The organism is Nocardioides sp. LMS-CY, assembly GCF_018732145.1.
Taxonomy (GTDB): Bacteria; Actinomycetota; Actinomycetes; order Propionibacteriales; family Nocardioidaceae; genus Nocardioides; species Nocardioides soli.
Window position 1 is genome coordinate 3,576,303 of the sequence record NZ_CP076104.1, and the last position, 16,481, is coordinate 3,592,783.

At 73.1% G+C, this 16,481-nt stretch carries 13 protein-coding genes; 8 read left to right on the forward strand and 5 right to left on the reverse strand.

Annotated elements, in window-relative coordinates:
- Positions 1 to 224 precede the first annotated feature (224 nt).
- Positions 225 to 959: a DNA repair protein RecO gene (gene recO, locus KM427_RS17090; protein WP_215524678.1), complete on the reverse strand. Its 735-nt coding sequence runs from the start codon at positions 957 to 959 to the stop codon at positions 225 to 227.
- 22 nt (positions 960 to 981) lie between these two features.
- On the reverse strand, positions 982 to 1,839 hold the full coding sequence (locus KM427_RS17095) for an alpha/beta fold hydrolase (protein ID WP_215524679.1): 858 nt from the start codon (positions 1,837 to 1,839) through the stop codon (positions 982 to 984).
- 85 nt (positions 1,840 to 1,924) lie between these two features.
- On the opposite strand from KM427_RS17095, the gene KM427_RS17100 reads away from it, so the two are divergent.
- Entirely contained in the window at positions 1,925 to 4,333 is a 2,409-nt protein-coding gene (locus KM427_RS17100) for an ATP-binding protein (protein ID WP_215524680.1), read from the forward strand.
- Between the two features lie 21 nt (positions 4,334 to 4,354).
- Here KM427_RS17100 and KM427_RS17105 read toward each other — a convergent pair whose 3' ends face one another.
- Together KM427_RS17105 and KM427_RS17110 are read right to left on the reverse strand one after the other, a co-directional pair.
- Complete coding sequence (locus tag KM427_RS17105; protein WP_215524681.1) at positions 4,355 to 5,863, reverse strand: Ig-like domain-containing protein; 1,509 nt, start codon at positions 5,861 to 5,863, stop codon at positions 4,355 to 4,357.
- 10 nt (positions 5,864 to 5,873) lie between these two features.
- On the reverse strand, positions 5,874 to 7,409 hold the full coding sequence (locus KM427_RS17110; RefSeq protein ID WP_215524682.1) for an AfsR/SARP family transcriptional regulator: 1,536 nt from the start codon (positions 7,407 to 7,409) through the stop codon (positions 5,874 to 5,876).
- Positions 7,410 to 7,595: 186 nt separating this feature from the next.
- On the opposite strand from KM427_RS17110, the gene KM427_RS17115 reads away from it, so the two are divergent.
- From KM427_RS17115 to KM427_RS17130, 4 genes are all read left to right on the forward strand, one after another.
- Positions 7,596 to 7,793, forward strand: coding sequence for a hypothetical protein (locus tag KM427_RS17115; protein ID WP_183593649.1), 198 nt, complete (start codon positions 7,596 to 7,598; stop codon positions 7,791 to 7,793).
- Between the two features lie 77 nt (positions 7,794 to 7,870).
- A complete protein-coding gene (locus KM427_RS17120; protein WP_183593648.1) occupies positions 7,871 to 8,083 on the forward strand; it encodes a hypothetical protein in 213 nt (70 codons plus the stop codon).
- Between the two features lie 122 nt (positions 8,084 to 8,205).
- Positions 8,206 to 10,512, forward strand: a complete 2,307-nt coding sequence (locus KM427_RS17125) for a MinD/ParA family ATP-binding protein (RefSeq protein ID WP_215524683.1) — start codon at positions 8,206 to 8,208, stop codon at positions 10,510 to 10,512.
- Positions 10,509 to 11,321, forward strand: a complete 813-nt coding sequence (locus KM427_RS17130; RefSeq protein ID WP_215524684.1) for a hypothetical protein — start codon at positions 10,509 to 10,511, stop codon at positions 11,319 to 11,321. The genes KM427_RS17125 and KM427_RS17130 overlap by 4 nt, the downstream gene beginning before the upstream one ends.
- An 18-nt stretch (positions 11,322 to 11,339) precedes the next feature.
- Here KM427_RS17130 and leuA read toward each other — a convergent pair whose 3' ends face one another.
- Positions 11,340 to 13,052, reverse strand: a complete 1,713-nt coding sequence (gene leuA / locus KM427_RS17135; RefSeq protein WP_215524685.1) for a 2-isopropylmalate synthase — start codon at positions 13,050 to 13,052, stop codon at positions 11,340 to 11,342.
- A 739-nt stretch (positions 13,053 to 13,791) separates the two neighbouring features.
- On the opposite strand from leuA, the gene KM427_RS17140 reads away from it, so the two are divergent.
- From KM427_RS17140 to KM427_RS17150, 3 genes are all read left to right on the forward strand, one after another.
- Entirely contained in the window at positions 13,792 to 15,027 is a 1,236-nt protein-coding gene (locus KM427_RS17140; RefSeq protein WP_215524686.1) for an HNH endonuclease signature motif containing protein, read from the forward strand.
- A gap of 145 nt (positions 15,028 to 15,172) precedes the next feature.
- On the forward strand, positions 15,173 to 15,655 hold the full coding sequence (locus KM427_RS17145; RefSeq protein WP_183593643.1) for a flavodoxin family protein: 483 nt from the start codon (positions 15,173 to 15,175) through the stop codon (positions 15,653 to 15,655).
- A 51-nt stretch (positions 15,656 to 15,706) separates the two neighbouring features.
- The gene (locus KM427_RS17150; protein ID WP_252274598.1) at positions 15,707 to 16,477 is read left to right on the forward strand and encodes a septum formation family protein; all 771 of its coding nucleotides are present in this window, start codon (positions 15,707 to 15,709) and stop codon (positions 16,475 to 16,477) included.
- Positions 16,478 to 16,481: the final 4 nt, after the last annotated feature.

The following is a 16,481-nucleotide window of genomic DNA, read 5'->3' on the forward strand; positions in this document are numbered from 1 at the left end:
AGCAGCGCGACGCGCCGGTGTGCGTCGGCATGTCGCGTCGTTTCCCCGGGCGACCGGGGAAACGACGGCTTGGCGCCGCCGGGGCCCCGGGGGACGCATCAGACGCACCGGTTTCATCAAGGAATGAGGACGAAGCCCCGCATCCCTTGGCGAGCTCATCCGGGTAGGCGCGGGTTGACCCTCATCCCTTGATGAACCCCCGGCCCCCGGCGCCAATTCCCAGCTCAGCGCTCGACGTACTCCAGCGACTTCAGCCCGCGCTCGAGGTGCCAGGCGAGGTACGCCGCCACCAGGCCGCTCGCCTCGCGCAGGGAGCGCGGGTCGGCGCCGTCGACGACCGGCCAATCTCCGCTCAGCAGCGCGGCGAGCAGCTCGACGGTCGCGGGTGCGGGGCTGGCCGAGCCCGGGACCCGGCAGGTCGCGCAGAGCATCCCGCCCATCGAGGGGTTGAACCAGCGGTGCGTGGCCGCGCCCGGCAGCTCCCCGCAGCGGGCGCAGTGTCCGAAGGACGGCGCGTAGCCCGCGACCGCGAGCGAGCGCAGCAGGTAGGAGTCGAGCACCTGACCGGGCCCGTGCTCGCCCGCCACCATCACGCGCAGCCCGCCGACCAGCAGCAGGAACTGCTGGAGCGCGGGCTGGCGCTCCTCGGGCACCAGCCGGTCGGCGGTCTCGAGCATCACGGTCCCGGCGGTGTAGCGGTCGTAGTCGAGGCCGAGGCCCTTCGCGTACGGGGTGAGCGTCTCGGCCTGGGTGATCGTGTCGAGGTTGCGGCCCTCGGCGAGCTGCAGGTCGACGTGGGTGAAGGGCTCCAGCCGCGACCCGAAGCGCGACGTCGTGCGGCGCACCCCCTTGGCGACCGCGCGGACCCGGCCGTGCTCCCGCGTCAGCAGCGTGATGATGCGGTCGGCCTCACCCAGCTTGTGGGTGCGCAGCACGATCGCCTCGTCACGGTAGAGCACCCCTCCATTCTGCCGGGGTGGCTCAGGATCCGGTACGACGGCGTCGGCGTGGCGCGCGCCAGCAGCGGGCCGCGAGGTCGACCGCCGCCCGGTCCAGGCGCGCGGGCCGCAGCCGCCACTCGAGCGGGGTGCGGGCGCGCAGCAGGGTCGCGTTCGGCAGCTCGGCCGCGAGCATCTCGGCGTCGGCGAGCGGCCGCATCGGGTCGACGGGGTGCCCGACGACCAGCGTGGGCACGGTGATCCGCCGGCGCTCGCGCGCCGACGGTGCGGCCCGACCGAAGAACAGCCCGTGCACCAGCGCGGCCACGGCGTCCGCGCGCTGGTCGCAGGCGTCGAGCGCGATGCCGGCCCAGAACGGCACCACGCCGCGCGGCACCGGCCGGGTCGCGCGCCGCAGCGCGGTCACCGCCAGCGGCACGAAGCGGGCGGTGAGCAGCAGCGGGCCGAAGGTGAGGATGCCGGCCTCGACGCCGTTGTCGAGCACGGGCGCCTCGAGGATCAGCCCGCGCACCCGCTCGGGGGCGATCGCCGCGGTCTCCAGCGCGACGTTGGCGCCCAGGGACACGCCGCCGACGACCGCCTGCGGCGCGCCCATGTGGTCCAGCAGCGCGATCACCTGCTCCGCGAACGCCGTGACCGAGTAGGCCTGCGGGTCGGCCGGCCGGTCGGATCGCCCGTGGCCGAGCGGATCCAACGTGACCACGTGGAAGCCCTCCCCGGCGAGCACCCGGGCGAGCGGCTGGAGCATCCGCCGCGGCATCAGCTCGGCCGGCACGAGCACCACCCACGCGGCGCCCACGCCGTACTCGGTGAACTCGAGTCGGTCGCGCCCGGCGTCGCTCTCGACGAAGAGCTGTCCGATCTGCTCCGACACCAGCATGTGCCCCACGGTAGCCCGCGACCCACCTCACCCAGGAGGTCCGTTCTTTCGCACGAACCCCGTCGCGTGTCAGAGACTGTGCGTCATGTCGTTCTCGGGTCGTCTAGCGAGCTGGCCGGCGGCCGGGGTGCTGCTCGCCCTCGCGTACGTCGCCGGGCTCAACGCCGTCGCCTTCGCGCCCCAGGCCGACAGCGTCGCGGCGTGGTGGCCGGCCGCCGGGCTGTCGGTCGGGCTGCTGGTGGTCCAGCCGCGCACTCGGTGGCCCGTGCTCGCGGTCGCGATCGTCGTGGTGACCGGCCTGGCCAGCATCACCGCCGGCCGCGACGTCGGCGTCACCGCGCTGTTCTCGGTCGGCAACGCCGCCGAGGCGCTGGTGGCCGCGAGCATCCTGCGCCGCGGCAGCGACCGGGCGCCGGTGCTCGACTCCAGCGACGTGCTGGTCCGGCTGCTGATCGCCGCCGTGCTCGGCGGGGCCGCCGTCACGGTGGTGGGCGTCCTGACGGTCGCGCTCACCGGGACGGCCGGCCCGGTCTCGACGGCGTGGACGTTCTTCACCAGCCACACCGCGGCGACGCTGATCATCGTCCCGGCCCTGATCTCCCCGCCGCTGCGGCACCGACTGCTCGTGCGCCCCACCGAGCTGGCGCTCCAGGCCGCCACGCTGATCGCGCTGACCCTGGTCGTCTTCTCCCCGAACCAGGACCTGTCGGCCTCCTTCATCCCGCTGCCGGTGCTGGTGTGGGCCGCGCTGCGGATCGACCTCCGGGCGCTCACGTGGGAGCTGGTCGCCTTCAGCGTCGTCGTCACGCTCCTCAGCGCCAACGGGTTCGGACCGTTCGGGTTCGACTACGAGCGCGGCGCGATCAGCGCCTCGACGCTGGGCACGCTCGTCCAGGGGTACCTGCTCTGCGCGATGCTGCTGACGGTCCCGCTCGCGGTCGCCGTCCACCAGCGCCGACGGCTGATCCGCGAGCTGGCCCGGAGCGAGAAGCTCACCAACGCCACCCTGCACACCATCCCGACGATGATCCTGGTGACCGACCTGTACGGCGAGGTGGTGCGCATCAACGGAGGCACCACCGCGGTGACCGGGTACGTCGAGTCCGACCTCGTCGGCCGCCCCATCTGGGAGATGCCGTTCGCACCTCCGGGATCGACCGGCTACCCGGCCGGCCTGCCCGACGAGCCCGACGGCCACGTGAGCCGCGAGACCGACGTCATCACCAACCTCGGGCGGCGCCGCCGCGTGCTGTGGAACGCCGGCTACGTGCGCGACGAGCGCGACCGCCCGACGCACGTCGTGATCAGCGGCACCGACCTGACCCGGGAGCGGCGTACCGCCGGGTTCAACCGGCACATCTTCGAGGCCGCCATCACCACCGCCCTGATCGGCATCGACACCGACGGCCGGATCACGGTGTTCAACTCCGGTGCCGCGAACCTGCTGGGGCACGACGCACAGGACATGGTCGGCACGCCGTTCACCGACCTGCTCGACCCCGACCAGCTCGCCGAGCGCACGCGCACCGGGCCGGGCGAGCCGGCGTTCGCCCACCTCGTCGCCGGCGCCGAGACGTCCGGCACGGCCACCCCGCGGGACTGGATCTGGGTCGACGCCGACGGCCGCCACCACACGGTCTCGATGTCGCTGAGCGCGGTGACCGACAGCATCACCGCCCACTACGGCTTCCTCTGCGTCGGCCGCGACGTGACCGAGGCGCGGGCCAGCCAGGAGATGCTGATCGCGGCGCTCGAGAAGGAGCGGCTCGCCGTGCAGCGGATGCGCGACCTCGACGCGGCCAAGAACGACTTCGTCTCCACCGTCAGCCACGAGCTGCGCACGCCGGTGACCAGCATCGTGGGCTACACCGAGATGCTCGAGGACGGCTCGCTGGTCGAGCCGGCGCCGGCGCAGGTGCCGCTGCTGGAGAGCATCGCGCGCAACGGCCAGCGGCTGATCCTGCTCTGCGACGACCTGCTCACGCTGAGCGGTCTCGACTCGGGGGTGACCTCGTGGGAGCGCAACGCGCTGGACCTGGCGTCGGTCTCGACCGGCGCGGAGGACGCGCTGCGTGCTCAGCTCGTCGGCCGCGATCTCGAGCTCGTCATCGCCGCCTCGGCGCGGCCGGTGCCGGTGCTCGGCGACCACGGGCAGCTGGAGCGGGTGCTGACCAACCTGCTCAGCAACGCCATCAAGTTCACCGACGACGGCGGCCGCATCGAGGTGACGATCGACGCACACGACGGCGAGGCCCGCCTGGCCGTCGCCGACACCGGGGTGGGCATACCGGCGGCCGAGCAGTCCGGGATGTTCGAGAGGTTCTTCCGGTCCACGACCGCACAGGAGCGGGCCATCCCCGGCACCGGGCTCGGCCTGTCGATCGTCGCGGCGATCGTGGCGGCCCACGGCGGGCGGATCGACGTACGCTCCGCCCACCTCGAGGGCACCACCATCACCGTGCGCCTCCCGCTCGCTGCCCGACCGACCGCGTAGGACCGACCGCGTAGGCCCGGCTCACGACACGTGCAGCACCGTGCCGAGGGCCAGGCAGGCGGACCGCGCCCCCTGGTGGAGCTCACCCGGCGGGACCGTCGCCTGCAGGGCGTACCACCCGGCCTCGCCGACGTAGGGGATCAGCGTCACCGTGGCGTCGCCGTTCATCTTCTGGTCCACGGCTGCGGCGATCGCCCCCGAACAGCCGCCCGCCGTCATCGCCTGCTGACTGGCGTACGGCCCCCACACGTTCAGGGTCGTCGTGACGGCGGGGTAGCGGGGCAGGCCGGAGAGGCTCACTCGAACCTCCGCGTTGCCGGGCTGCATCTCCGGGTCCAGGGCGGTCACGGAGACCTGGGCCACCGCCTTGACCGTGGTGGCGGCGCCGCAGGCCGTGGCGGCCAGCGCGGTGGCCGTCCCGTCGACCGCCACCTGCCACACGTAGTAGCCGGGCGCTCCCGGGCTGACCGGCGGCAGGATGTAGTCGCCGTCGGCGCCCACGGTCGCGGTGACGGTGCCGCCGGCCGAGCCGCCGCAGTGTGCCTCCGAGGTCGTGGCGAAGGGCCCGTGGAGGGTCCCGGTCAGGGCGCGCTGCGTGCCGTCACCGCTCACGGTGGCGGTGACCTGCGTCGGCGAGCCCACCAGCACGGTGGCCGGGGTGGCCCGGAGCGCCAGCGCCTGGGGGCCTCGGACGGCGGCGCGCGTCGTCGCGACCAGCGTCCTCCGGTCTCCGCCCTCGGCCGCGGCCGCCTGGCCCCGCCGGACCGGCAGCCTGAGGTGGAGCCGGTGCTCGGGCACCTTGCCCACGGTCGCGGTGATCCTCCGCCACCCGGGCTGCGGGGCCGCGAACCGCGCCACCGCCCGGCCGTCGTCCCCGCTGACCGCCTGGACCGCGCTGGCACCGGCGGCGACCAGGGTCACCGGCAGCCCAGCGGCCGGACGGCCCCCGCCGTCGGTCACCGTGACCGTGGCCGTGATCGTGCCGCCCACGTCCGCGCCCCGCGCCGTCACCCGCGCGTCGTACTCCCCCGCGTGCCGGCTCGCCTGGGCGAGCATGATCCGCGCGAACCGCCGCACCGTCGCGGACGCCGGCGTCTCGCGGATCCGGTGCGCACCCCGCTCCCCCGTGGTGCGCCAGCGACCCCCGACCACGAGGGCGTAGACGCTCGCGTCGACCGCGGCCGCCTGCGTGGCGTCGCGGTAGCCGCCGTACTTCGACAGGATCCAGGCCGCCCGCTCCGTCTCCGTGCTCGACGCCCCGCCCCGCCCATCGAGGTTCTCGACGACGCGTGCCGGCCGGTAGCCCGACACGTTGGGCTCCCTGGCGGGGGTGGTCACGAAGATCGGCGTGTCGTCGATCCGGTAGCCGCCGATCCAGCCACCGTCGGCCCGGCCGTTGCGCGGGATCTCGTAGCCGACCCACCGGTGGGCGGTGTCCGGGCGGTCCGACGTCGCCGCCGCGACGCCGGAGGGGCCGGTGAGGAAGGACGCCGCGCCCACCACGAGCGCGACGAGCAGGGTCTTCAACATGGCTGCCTCCTCAGCCCACAGGCGTCGGTTGCACGGTGCCGGGGTCGTTCGGGCGCGCAGTGGGGCTGGGTTCCGGGGTGGGACGGGGTTGCTGGCTCGGTGCGGGCGCTCCGGTCGCGGTCGGCGGTGAGGCCGGCTGACTGGGACTCGAGGCCGGCGGGGACGTCGGGGTCGCCGAGGTCGTGGGAGCAGGCGGCGGGGTCGCAGCCGGGGCGGCCGCCTCGACCACGGAGTCGTCACCGGCCGCGGCGGGCCGGTCGAACACCCGCACCCGGCCGCTCACCGTCGATGCGGTCGGGGAGGTCGCCGACCATCGGTGGACACCCGGATCCAGCCCACCCAGCACCAGGTGGCGTCCGTGCGGACCACGCACCAGCAGGCTGCGGACGACGTTCGGCCCGGCGGCGTCCACCTCGAGACGGACGCGGGTGGGCCGCAGGGTGGCCCACACCAGGAAGGCGGCCCGCCCGACCGTCGCCTCCACGGGACGCACCACCATCTGCCCGGCCCGGATCGCCCCGTCGACGCGGAGCACCCGCATCGGTGAGCGCGTCGAGCCGGCCCGAGGGTCCGCGCCGCCGCCGTCGCGGTCGGATCCGACCCCGGCCACTGCCACCGCCGCGACCAGGATCAGCGCCGCCACGCTCAGCAGCCGCACGACGGCACCGCGGGCGCCGATCGACCCGGCGAACGCGTGCGCCGGCACCGGCGGGGCCGGACCGCTCGGAGCGGGCGGGCTCGGGACGCGCCGGGGCGCCGAGGGCGGCGGGGGCGGCGGGTGCGCGGGCTGAGGGGGCGTCTCGACCGGAGCCGGCGGCGCGAGGATCGGCTCGACCAGCTCGAGGATCGCGCGCGACGGCGGGGCGCCGAGCTCGTCGCTCATCGCCTCGCGGTGGCGACCGAACTCCCGCAGCGCGCTGCCGAGGTCACCGCGCTCCAGGTAGCCGCGGATCGCGAGCTCGCTAGCGGCCTCCTGCAGCGGGTCGATGTCGCTGGCGGCCCGGGCGGCCTCGATGGTGAGCGCCAGGTCTCGCTCCTCGAGGGCGCGCCGGGCGATCCGCTCGAACGCCTTCACCCGCTGCTGCTCGAGGTGCTCGCGCTCCGGCACGACCCAGTCGTCGTACCACCCGGGGAGCAGCTCCTCCCCCACCAGCCGGCTCATCAGCGCCCCGAGCTCTCCGGCGGCGATCTCCTCCTCGGTCACGGCGGCGGCCGCGGCGGCGGCGCGCCGTACGCCGTCGACGTCGACCTCGACGTGGGCGTCCAGCCCGATGCTGAGGCGGTCGACCTCGAGCAGGCCGGGGCTGCGCCGCCGCGTCTGGAGGACGGCCCGGCGCAGGCTGCCGAGTGCTCGCGCGTCGGTGCTCTCGGGCCACAGCAGGCCGGCGACGTGCAGCCGACCGCTGCGCCCGGCCAGGCCCAACAGCGCGGTGAGCCGTTGCTCGCGGTGGCCGAGCTCGACGTCCGATCCGTCGGCGACCAGCTGCCACCGGCCCAGCAGGCGCAGGGTCGAGCACGGCGCCCCGGCGCTGCTGTGCTCTGGCATCCCTGCCTCCCCGAGGACCGCCAAGACGGAATCCTTCAGCCTGGCAGGGCGCGGCTCGCCCGCGATCGACCGGCACCGGACATACCCGATATTGGGCGCGTCACGCCGCGGTCACGCTGGTGTCACGCAGGGCTCGCTCTCATGTGCCCCTCATTCCACCGCGCCATCGGGGGGAGGTGAACACCAATGCGCAGGGAACTGACCATCGCAGAGCTCGAGGCCGAGCGCACCGAGCTGCTTCCGGCACGGGAGACGCTCACGTTCGGCAACACCAACTGGGCGAACGTCTTCGCGTCCAACTCCTCGCTGGCACTCAACGCGGCGTCGCTGTACTCCATGGCCAACAGTGCGGCCGCCCAGTCGATCACCGTGACCCAGGGCTGATGCCCGACGCGTGGCCTCCCGCTCGCCGGGAGGTCACGCCGACCACACCGCCGAGAGCCGAAAGGGGGTGAACCAGGATGTCCCGTCGTCCAGAGATGGCCCTCGCCGAGCTAGACGCGCAGGCGGCCGTGCCGCTTCCCCGCCGGGAGACGATGAGCTGCCAGATCGGGTGCGTCAACGTCACCAACGTCGTCGGTGTCAACCTCGCCATCGCGATCAACGCCGCCACCATCAACTCGCAGGCGAACGCGCTCGCGATGCAGTACCTCGCATCGGTCCAGATGTCGTGATCGCGACCCTCCGATCGCGACCCCGTCACCGCGCCTGACTCCGATCAGGCGGCGGGTGTGTTGCTCTGGCGCGCCCGCCGTCCTCAGCACCTCCCCAGAGCACACCAGAGCACACCAGAGCGATGAACCCCACGACTGCAGACCACCTCGCCGACACACCGCCCGCCACGGGGCGGCGGTGGCGTCGCGCCCTCGGTCTGCAGCTCCTCGGGCCGGTCCAGGGATCGGGCCTGCGTGACGTGGCCTTCCTGGTACGGCGCTCCGACGACCAGGTGGTGCAGCTGTCCGAGCTGCTCCACCTGGTCGTCGTTCACGTGGAGCCGCCCCGCCCGGCGGCCGACGTCGCGGCCGACGTGAGCGCGGCGTACGGGCGCACCCTCACCGCCGAGGGCCTCGAGCACCTGGTGACGACCCAGCTGCAGCCGCTCGGGCTGGTGCTGCCCGAGGAGTCGGAGGAGATCGCCCGACCGGTCCGCGCCCGACCGCTGCTGGCGCTGACGGTCAAGGCGACCCTGCTGCCGGCGCGGTGGACCCGGCGCCTCGCGGGGGTGCTCGCCCTGCTGCTGTGGCCGCCCTTCGTCCTCGTCGCCCTGGTCGGGCTGGTGGTCGCCGACATCGCGTTGGTCACCAGTGGCGGATTCTGGCCCGCCGTCACCGAGGTGTTCATCAGGCCGACCCTGGCGCTGGTGATCTACGCCCTGCTCACCCTGGCCGCGGTGGTCCACGAGCTGGGCCACGCGGCGGCGTGCCGCTACGGGGGCGCCAGGCCGGGCGAGATCGGCGTCGGCATCTACATCGTCTTCCCGGCGTTCTACACCGACGTCACCGACTCCTACCGGCTCAGCCGCGGCGGACGGGTGCGCACCGACCTCGGCGGCCTGTACTTCAACGTGCTGACCGTGCTGGTCCTGGCGGCCGCCCACTTCGCCACCGGCAGCGGCCTGCTGCTCCTCACCGCCTTCGTGCTGCAGGTGCAGATGCTGCAGCAGCTGATCCCCGTCGTCCGGTTCGACGGCTACTACGTGGTGTCCGACGTGGCCGGCGTACCCGACCTCTTCGCGCGGGTCGGGCCGGTGCTGCGCAGCCTGCGACCCGGCCACCCCGTCGACCCTCGGGTCACCGAGCTGCGCCCCTACGCCCGGCGCTTCGTGGCCGGCTGGGTGCTGGTGGTGGTGCCGCTCCTGACGGGCGCCGTCGTCTGGACGCTGTGGCACCTGCCCGAGTTCGTCGCCCGCGGTCGCGCCGGGATCCGCCTCCAGCAGCAGGTCTTCGACCTGGCGTGGGAGCTGCGCGACTGGGCGGCCATGACGCTCGCGGTCATCTCGATCGCGCTGATCCTGGTGCCGCTCGTGGGGATCGCCGTCATGCTGTGGCGGCTCGCCACCTCGCTGACCGCCCTCACGCGCGCGCGGATCGCCACGCGATTCGGGACCTGGGAGGAGCGGATCGGCCTCGACACCGACGTCGGTGGCCTCCCGGCCGCCGACCCGCCGCTAGCGCTCTCGGCCGCCGACTTCACCGACGCGATCATGTACCGGCCGCAGGCGCCGGTCCCGGAGCGCGGCTGGCGCCGGGTCGTGTACGACGGCAGCGGCCACCTGCTCAACCCGGGGCCCAGCGCCGTCGAGCAGCGCCGGCACGAGCTCGAGCGGCGGCTGCGCACGCCCATCACCGGCTCGCGCCGGGTCGTGGTCATGAGCCGCAAGGGCGGCGTCGGCAAGACCACGATCTCGCTGGCGCTCGGCAGCACGTTCGCGCTGCTGCGGGGCGACCGGGTCATCGCCGTCGACGCCAACCCCGACGCCGGCAACCTCGCCCACCGGGTCGCCCCTCCGCACGACCGCACCATCACCGACGTGCTGCGGGATCTCGAGACGATCACCAGCTACGCGACGCTGCGCTCGTACACCGCGCAGGCGATCGAGTCGCGCCTGGAGGTGCTCGCCTCGGACGACGACCCCCGGATCTGGATGGCGCTGGACCGCAACGACTACCACCGGCTGGTCCAGATCCTCGACCGGTTCTACAGCCTGATCGTGCTCGACACCGGGACCGGCATCCTCGACAGCGCCAATCAGGGCCTCCTGACCGAGGCGGACCAGATCGTGCTGGTGGTGCGCCCCGGCATCGACGGGGGCCGAGCCGGCGCGCTCACCCTCGACTGGATGGACGAGCACGGCTTCGACGACCTGGTGTCCCGCGCGGTCGTCGTCGTCAACGCCCAACGCAACGGTGCCGCCCCGCCCGACCTGATGCGGCGTCACTTCGAGAAGCGATGTGAACACGTGGTGACCGTCCCCTGGGACGACGCCCTCGAGCAAGGAGCACTGACCGACATGTCCGCACTGCACCGCAAGACCCGAGACAGCCTGGTGGACATCGCCGCCGCGGTGGCCGACAACTTCGTGCAGATGGGTGACCGGCCGTGACGCGCCGGCGCCTCATCACGTCGACCGTGCTCGCCGGCGTCCTGGTGCTGACCGCGGCGAGCACCTCGGCGCCCGCCGCCCACCCGGACCCCCTGGACCGTGACCTCGACCTGGTGGCCAGTGCCAACGCGTCCGCCGCCGAGCCGGCCGTCACGGACGACGCGTTCGGGTCCGACGTCGCCCGCTGGCGCTCCGTGAAGGCGGACGTCGTCGCGACCGGTTCGGCGGCCTGCGACGGCTGCGACGCGGCCGGCACCGCCCTGCAGGTCCTCTACGTCAGCCGGGGTGGGGAGGCCCGCCTGGACAACACCGCCACGGCCTGGACCCAGGGCTGCGGGCAGTGCGCCGCGACCGCCCTGTCGGTGCAGGTAGTCGTCCTGCGCGGCGTGCCGACGATCGTGCCCAACAACCGGGCCCTCGCCGCCACCGCCGCGTGCGAGTCCTGCCGGGCGACCGGCGTCGCCTACCAGGTGGTCGTGGCCTCCCGGCACGCGGACCGGCTCTCCCGTGAGGCGCTCGCGGCGCTGCGGGCCTGGGTCGCCGAGCAGGCGGCGGCGCTGCGGACACCGGTGCCGGTGGCGGTCCCCGAGCCCGCCGAGCCGTCGCCGGCCCCGACGAGCCCGAGCGCCTCGCCGAGCGACGACACGACCGAGCCGCCGGCTCCCGTGGCGCGCCGGGGCCGGGTGAAGGCCGAGCGGCGTGCCCAGCGCAGCGCGGACGTCGCGCTGGGCACGCTCGAGGACCTGGTCGCCGGCGACCTCGGCGCCGTACCCGTCTCGGCCGACTCCGACGTGGAGCTCAGTCGCTGACCCCGCCGGTGGCGTCGCTCAGGCGCGGTTGACGGCGCTGATCACGGCCTTCAGGGAGGCGGTGACGATGTTGGCGTCGACCCCGACGCCCCAGTAGACCTGGTCGCGCACGAGGCACTCGACGTACGCCGCCGCCAGCGCGTCGCCGCCGGCCGAGAGGGCGTGCTCGGCGTAGTCGAGCACCCGCACGTCCCACTGCTGCGGCAGCTCGTTGATCGCCGCCACGAACGCCGACAGCGGCCCGTTGCCCTCGCCGTGCAGGGACTGGATCTCGCCGTCGACGTACACGTTGACGTCGAGCGCGTCCTTCTCCCCCGCCGCCGACGAGGTGTGCACGGAGTTGAGCTGGAGCGGCGTCTCCCGGGTGAGGTACTCGGAGGAGAAGACCTCCCAGATCGCCTCCGGCGACATCTCGCCGCCCTCGGCGTCGGTGCGCTCCTGGATCACCCGGCTGAACTCGATCTGCGCGCGCCGCGGCAGGTCGAGCTTGTGCTCGGCCTTGAGGATGTAGGCGACCCCGCCCTTGCCGGACTGGCTGTTGACGCGGATCACGGCCTCGTAGGTGCGGCCGACGTCCTTCGGGTCGATCGGCAGGTACGGCGCCTCCCACGGCAGCTCGCCGACCGGGACGCCCTGCTCGGTGGCCTGCCGGTCGAGGTCCTCCAGGCCCTTCTTGATCGCGTCCTGGTGGGAGCCCGAGAACGCCGTGTAGACCAGGTCGCCGGCGTACGGGTGCCGCGGGTGCACGGGCAGGCTGGTGCAGTACTCGACCGTGCGGCGGATCTCGTCGATGCCGCCCTCGATGGCGAAGTCGACCATCGGGTCGATGCCCTGGCTGAAGAGGTTCATGCCCAGCGTCACCAGGTCGACGTTGCCGGTGCGCTCACCGTGGCCGAAGAGGCAGCCCTCGACGCGGTCGGCGCCGGCCATCATCGCGAGCTCGGTCGCGGCGACCGCCGTGCCGCGGTCGTTGTGCGGGTGCAGCGAGATCACGGTGTTCTCACGGCGGGTCAGCTGGCGCCCGAACCACTCGATCTGGTCGGCGTACACGTTGGGCGTCGCGACCTCGATGGTCGCGGGCAGGTTGAGGATGATCTCGCGACCGTCCTCGGGCTGCCACACGTCGCTCACGGCCTCGCAGACCTCGACCGAGAACGGCAGCTCGGTGCTCGTGAAGATCTCGGGGCTGTACTCGTAGCCGATCACGGTCATGTCGAGGTGGGCCTCGCCGTGCTTCATCACCATCTCGGTGCCGCGGACAGCGATGTCCTTGATCTCGTCCTTGCTGGCCCGGAAGACCACGCGCCGGAAGAGCGGCGCCAGCGCGTTGTAGAGGTGGATGTTCGCGCGGGGTACGCCGACCAGCGACTGCACGCTGCGCTCGATGAGGTCCTCACGCGCCTGGGTCAGCACCGAGATCGTCACGTCGTCGGGGATGTGGTCGCCCTCGATCAGCTGGCGCACGAACGCGAAGTCGGTCTCGCTGGCGCTCGGGAAGCCGACCTCGATCTCCTTGTAGCCCATCTTCACGAGCAGGTTGAACATCGTCATCTTGCGCGCGGGGTTCATCGGGTCGATGAGCGCCTGGTTGCCGTCGCGCAGGTCGGTGGAGAGCCACCGCGGCGCCTCGGTGATGACCTTCGACGGCCAGGTGCGGTCGGGCAGGTCGATGGGCGGGAACGGGCGGTAGCGCTGGAACGGCATGCCGCTCGTCTTCTGCTGGGGAATCATGATCGGGGTCCTCGCTGGGTCTGGTTCGCGGTCGGGCCGGCGCACGCGATCACTCCGCAGCGAGGGGGTCCGGACTCTTTCCCCGTAGTGGGGGCTCAGACCTCGCTGCGGCAGCGAAGGAGGAGGCTGCGCGTCATGATGCCGCCACTCTAACGCACCCCGCTCCCCGCGCGCCCGGCAAGGTCCCGGTTGCGGGTGGCTCGGGGCTCGCCCGCCTCCACGGTGGTTGAGGAAGGCGCGCTGGCGCCTGTCTCGAAACCACCCGACCCGCATGCGCCTTGGCCTACGGGTCCGCTCCGGTTCCGACCGACAGGCAGCAAGAGCGGGTACGGCGGCCTCGGGCCAACGCCGCTCCCCGGCTCACCGCCCGCCTCCACGGTGGTTGAGGTGCGAGCGCAGCGAGCCTCGAAACCATCCGATGCGCGCCCACCTACGGGACCGGGCGAGCGCTGGGTTGCGGCCGCCTTCCGGCTCACCGCCCACCTCGACGGTGGTTGAGGAAGGCGCGCTGGCGCCTGTCTCGAAACCACCCGACCCGCGTGCGCCTTGGCCTACGGGTCCGCTCCGATTCCGACCCACAGGCACCAAACAGCGGGTACGGCGGCCTCGGGCCAACGCCGCTCCCCGGCTCACCGCGCCGCCTCCACGGTGGTTGAGGTGCGAGCGCAGCGAGCCTCGAAACCACCCTGAAAGCTAGACCAGATCTAGCACACATGTTCGAATCGATGTAGCATGTGGTATGGCCCGACGCACCGACACCACCGTGACTGATCCGGTGCTGGCGGCTGCCCGGGACCTCACGTCGACCATCCGGTCCGCGGAGGCCGCTCGGTTCGAGTTGGCCGCGACGTGGGCCGCACAGCACCCCGCGCCGGCGGAAGGTCCGGTGGTGGACGCGGACGGGTTCCTGGAGATGCACGGCGACCAGCCCGTGGCCCTCGCCGGCGAGGGTGCGCCGGGGATGTCGGAGTTCGCGATCGGCGAGTTCGCGGCCGCGATCGGGATCTCCACGCGCGCCGGCCGCGACCTGATCGGCGCCGCGTTGGAGTGCAAGCACCGGCTCCCGAAGACCTGGGCGCGGGTCCAGGCGGGTGAGGTGCCGGTGTGGAAGGCCCGCCGAGTCACGGAGCGCACCCACCGCCTCACCATGTCGGGCGCCGCGTACGTCGACACCCACCTCGCCCCGGTCCTGGACCGCTGTTCGTTCGCGCAGATCGAGCGGGCGGTCGAGGCCGCGGTCGCGGAGTGCGATGACGAGCACTTCGAGATGACCCGACTGGACCGGTGGAGCCAGCAGCACCTCGACATCGAGCTGACCGGCGTCCGTCCCAACAACGGCCTGGTCCCGGTGCACGGACTGCTCGACTACCCCGACGCCCTCGCGCTGGAAGCACAGGTCGCGGCCGGCGCTCACGAGCTACTCCAGGAGTTCCCCGAGCTCGACCTCGACACCCGCCGCGCCATGGCCACCGGCCGCCTCCTGACCGGACAAGGCACAGCCACCAGCCGGGAACTGGTGATCTACGCCCACCACACCCCGGCCGAGGCCCACGACATCGTCACCATCGAGGGCGTCGGTCCGACCAACCGGGAGCAGCTCGCCGAGTGGTGCCGCTACGCGGGCGCCAGGGTCTCCATCCGCCCGGTCGTCGACCTCGACGACGAGCTCGCCACCGACTCCTACCGGCCCACCGCGGTGCAGCGGGAGCAGGCGATCCTGACCACTCCCACCTGCGTGTTCGCCCACTGCACGCGCGACGCTCGCCGCTGCGACCTCGACCACATCGAACCCTTCGACCAGGGCGGCGCGACGAGCTCGTGGAACCTCGCCCCGCTGTGTCGCCTGCACCATCGGATGAAGACCCACGGCCACTGGACCTACCGACGCCTCACCCGCACCCGATTCGAATGGACCAGTCCGTCGGGCGACATCTACGACGTCGACCACACCTTCACCAGACGACGAATCCGCTGACCCACACCCCACCCGCCCCGGCCGGTGGGGCTGCTGCCATGTTCAAGCGGCGGTAGCGACATGTGACTAGTCTCGTGCGCATGGCTGCGCCCGTGTCCGTGACCCACGAGCACTTCATCGCCGTCGAGCGGGAGGCGCTCGCCCGGTGAGCCGGCTCCTGGTCGTCCACCACTCCCCCACGCCGACGGTGCGGTCGCTGACCGACGCGGTGCTGGCCGGGGCTCACGACGACGAGATCGAGGGGGTCGAGGTGGTGGTCCGGGCGGCCCTCGATGCGGACGCCGAGGACGTGCTGGCGGCGGACGGCTACCTGCTCGGGACGCCGGCCAACTTCGGCTACATGAGCGGGGCGCTCAAGCACTTCTTCGACACGATCTTCCTCGAGGCCGGCGGCGCGCTGGCCGACGACGGCTCCGCCGCGGGCACCGGGCCGGGGAAGAAGCCGTACGGGCTCTGGGTGCACGGGCGGTACGACGTGACGGGCGCGGTCCGGTCGGTGCAGTCGATCGTCGGCGCGCTCCCGTGGGTGCAGGCGGCCGAGGTGCTGGAGGTGGTCGGCGACGTGACCGACCGGCACCGCGAGTCGGCGTACGAGCTCGGCGGGACCCTGGCCGCGCTGCTGAGCTGAGGGGCAGCGGTACGATCGCGCGGTCCGGAACCGAGGCAGAGAGGAGACCGCGTGCGCCTCGCCGTGCTCGCTGTCATGGCGGCGCTCACCCTCACGGCCTGCGGCGACGACACCACCGCTCCGGCCGAGATGGCGGCCCCCGACCTCGGCGCCTGCCGGGTGCTCTCGCCCGAGGACGTCGCCCAGCCCGCCAACAGCAGCCCGTCGGTGCCGTGCTCCGAGTCGCACACCGCGGAGACCTACGCGGTGGGCGAGCTGCCCAGCGACTTCGACGACGTCGACTACGACGACGAGCAGCTCGGCGCCTGGGCCTACCAGAAGTGCACCGGCTCGTTCCGCGACTTCCTCGGCGCCGACGAGAGCCTGGTGATGCGCACCGTGGTCAGCTGGGCGTGGTTCCGCCCCACCCAGGAGGCGTGGGACGACGGCGCCCGCTGGTACCGCTGCGACGTGGTCGGCGGCGGTGAGCAGAGCAAGGAGTACGTCGACCTGCCGACGAGCGCCCGGGGCCTGCTGCTCGGCCGGCCGAAGGACGCCTGGATGGTCTGCGCCGACGGCGAGACGGTCGCGGGCTCGGTGAAGGTGCCGTGCAACCAGCCGCACACCTGGCGGGCGGTCACCACGATCTCCCTCGGCGCGGCCAAGGACGAGTACCCGGGCGACCGGCTGGCCGAGGTGACCACCCGCGACTACTGCTCCCGGTCCGTGGGCGCGTGGCTCAACTACCCCGTCGACTACGACTTCGGCTACACGTGGTTCCACGAGGCCGAGTGGCAGGCCGGCAATCGGCGCTCGGTCTGCTGGGCCAAGACGACCCAGTGAGGGC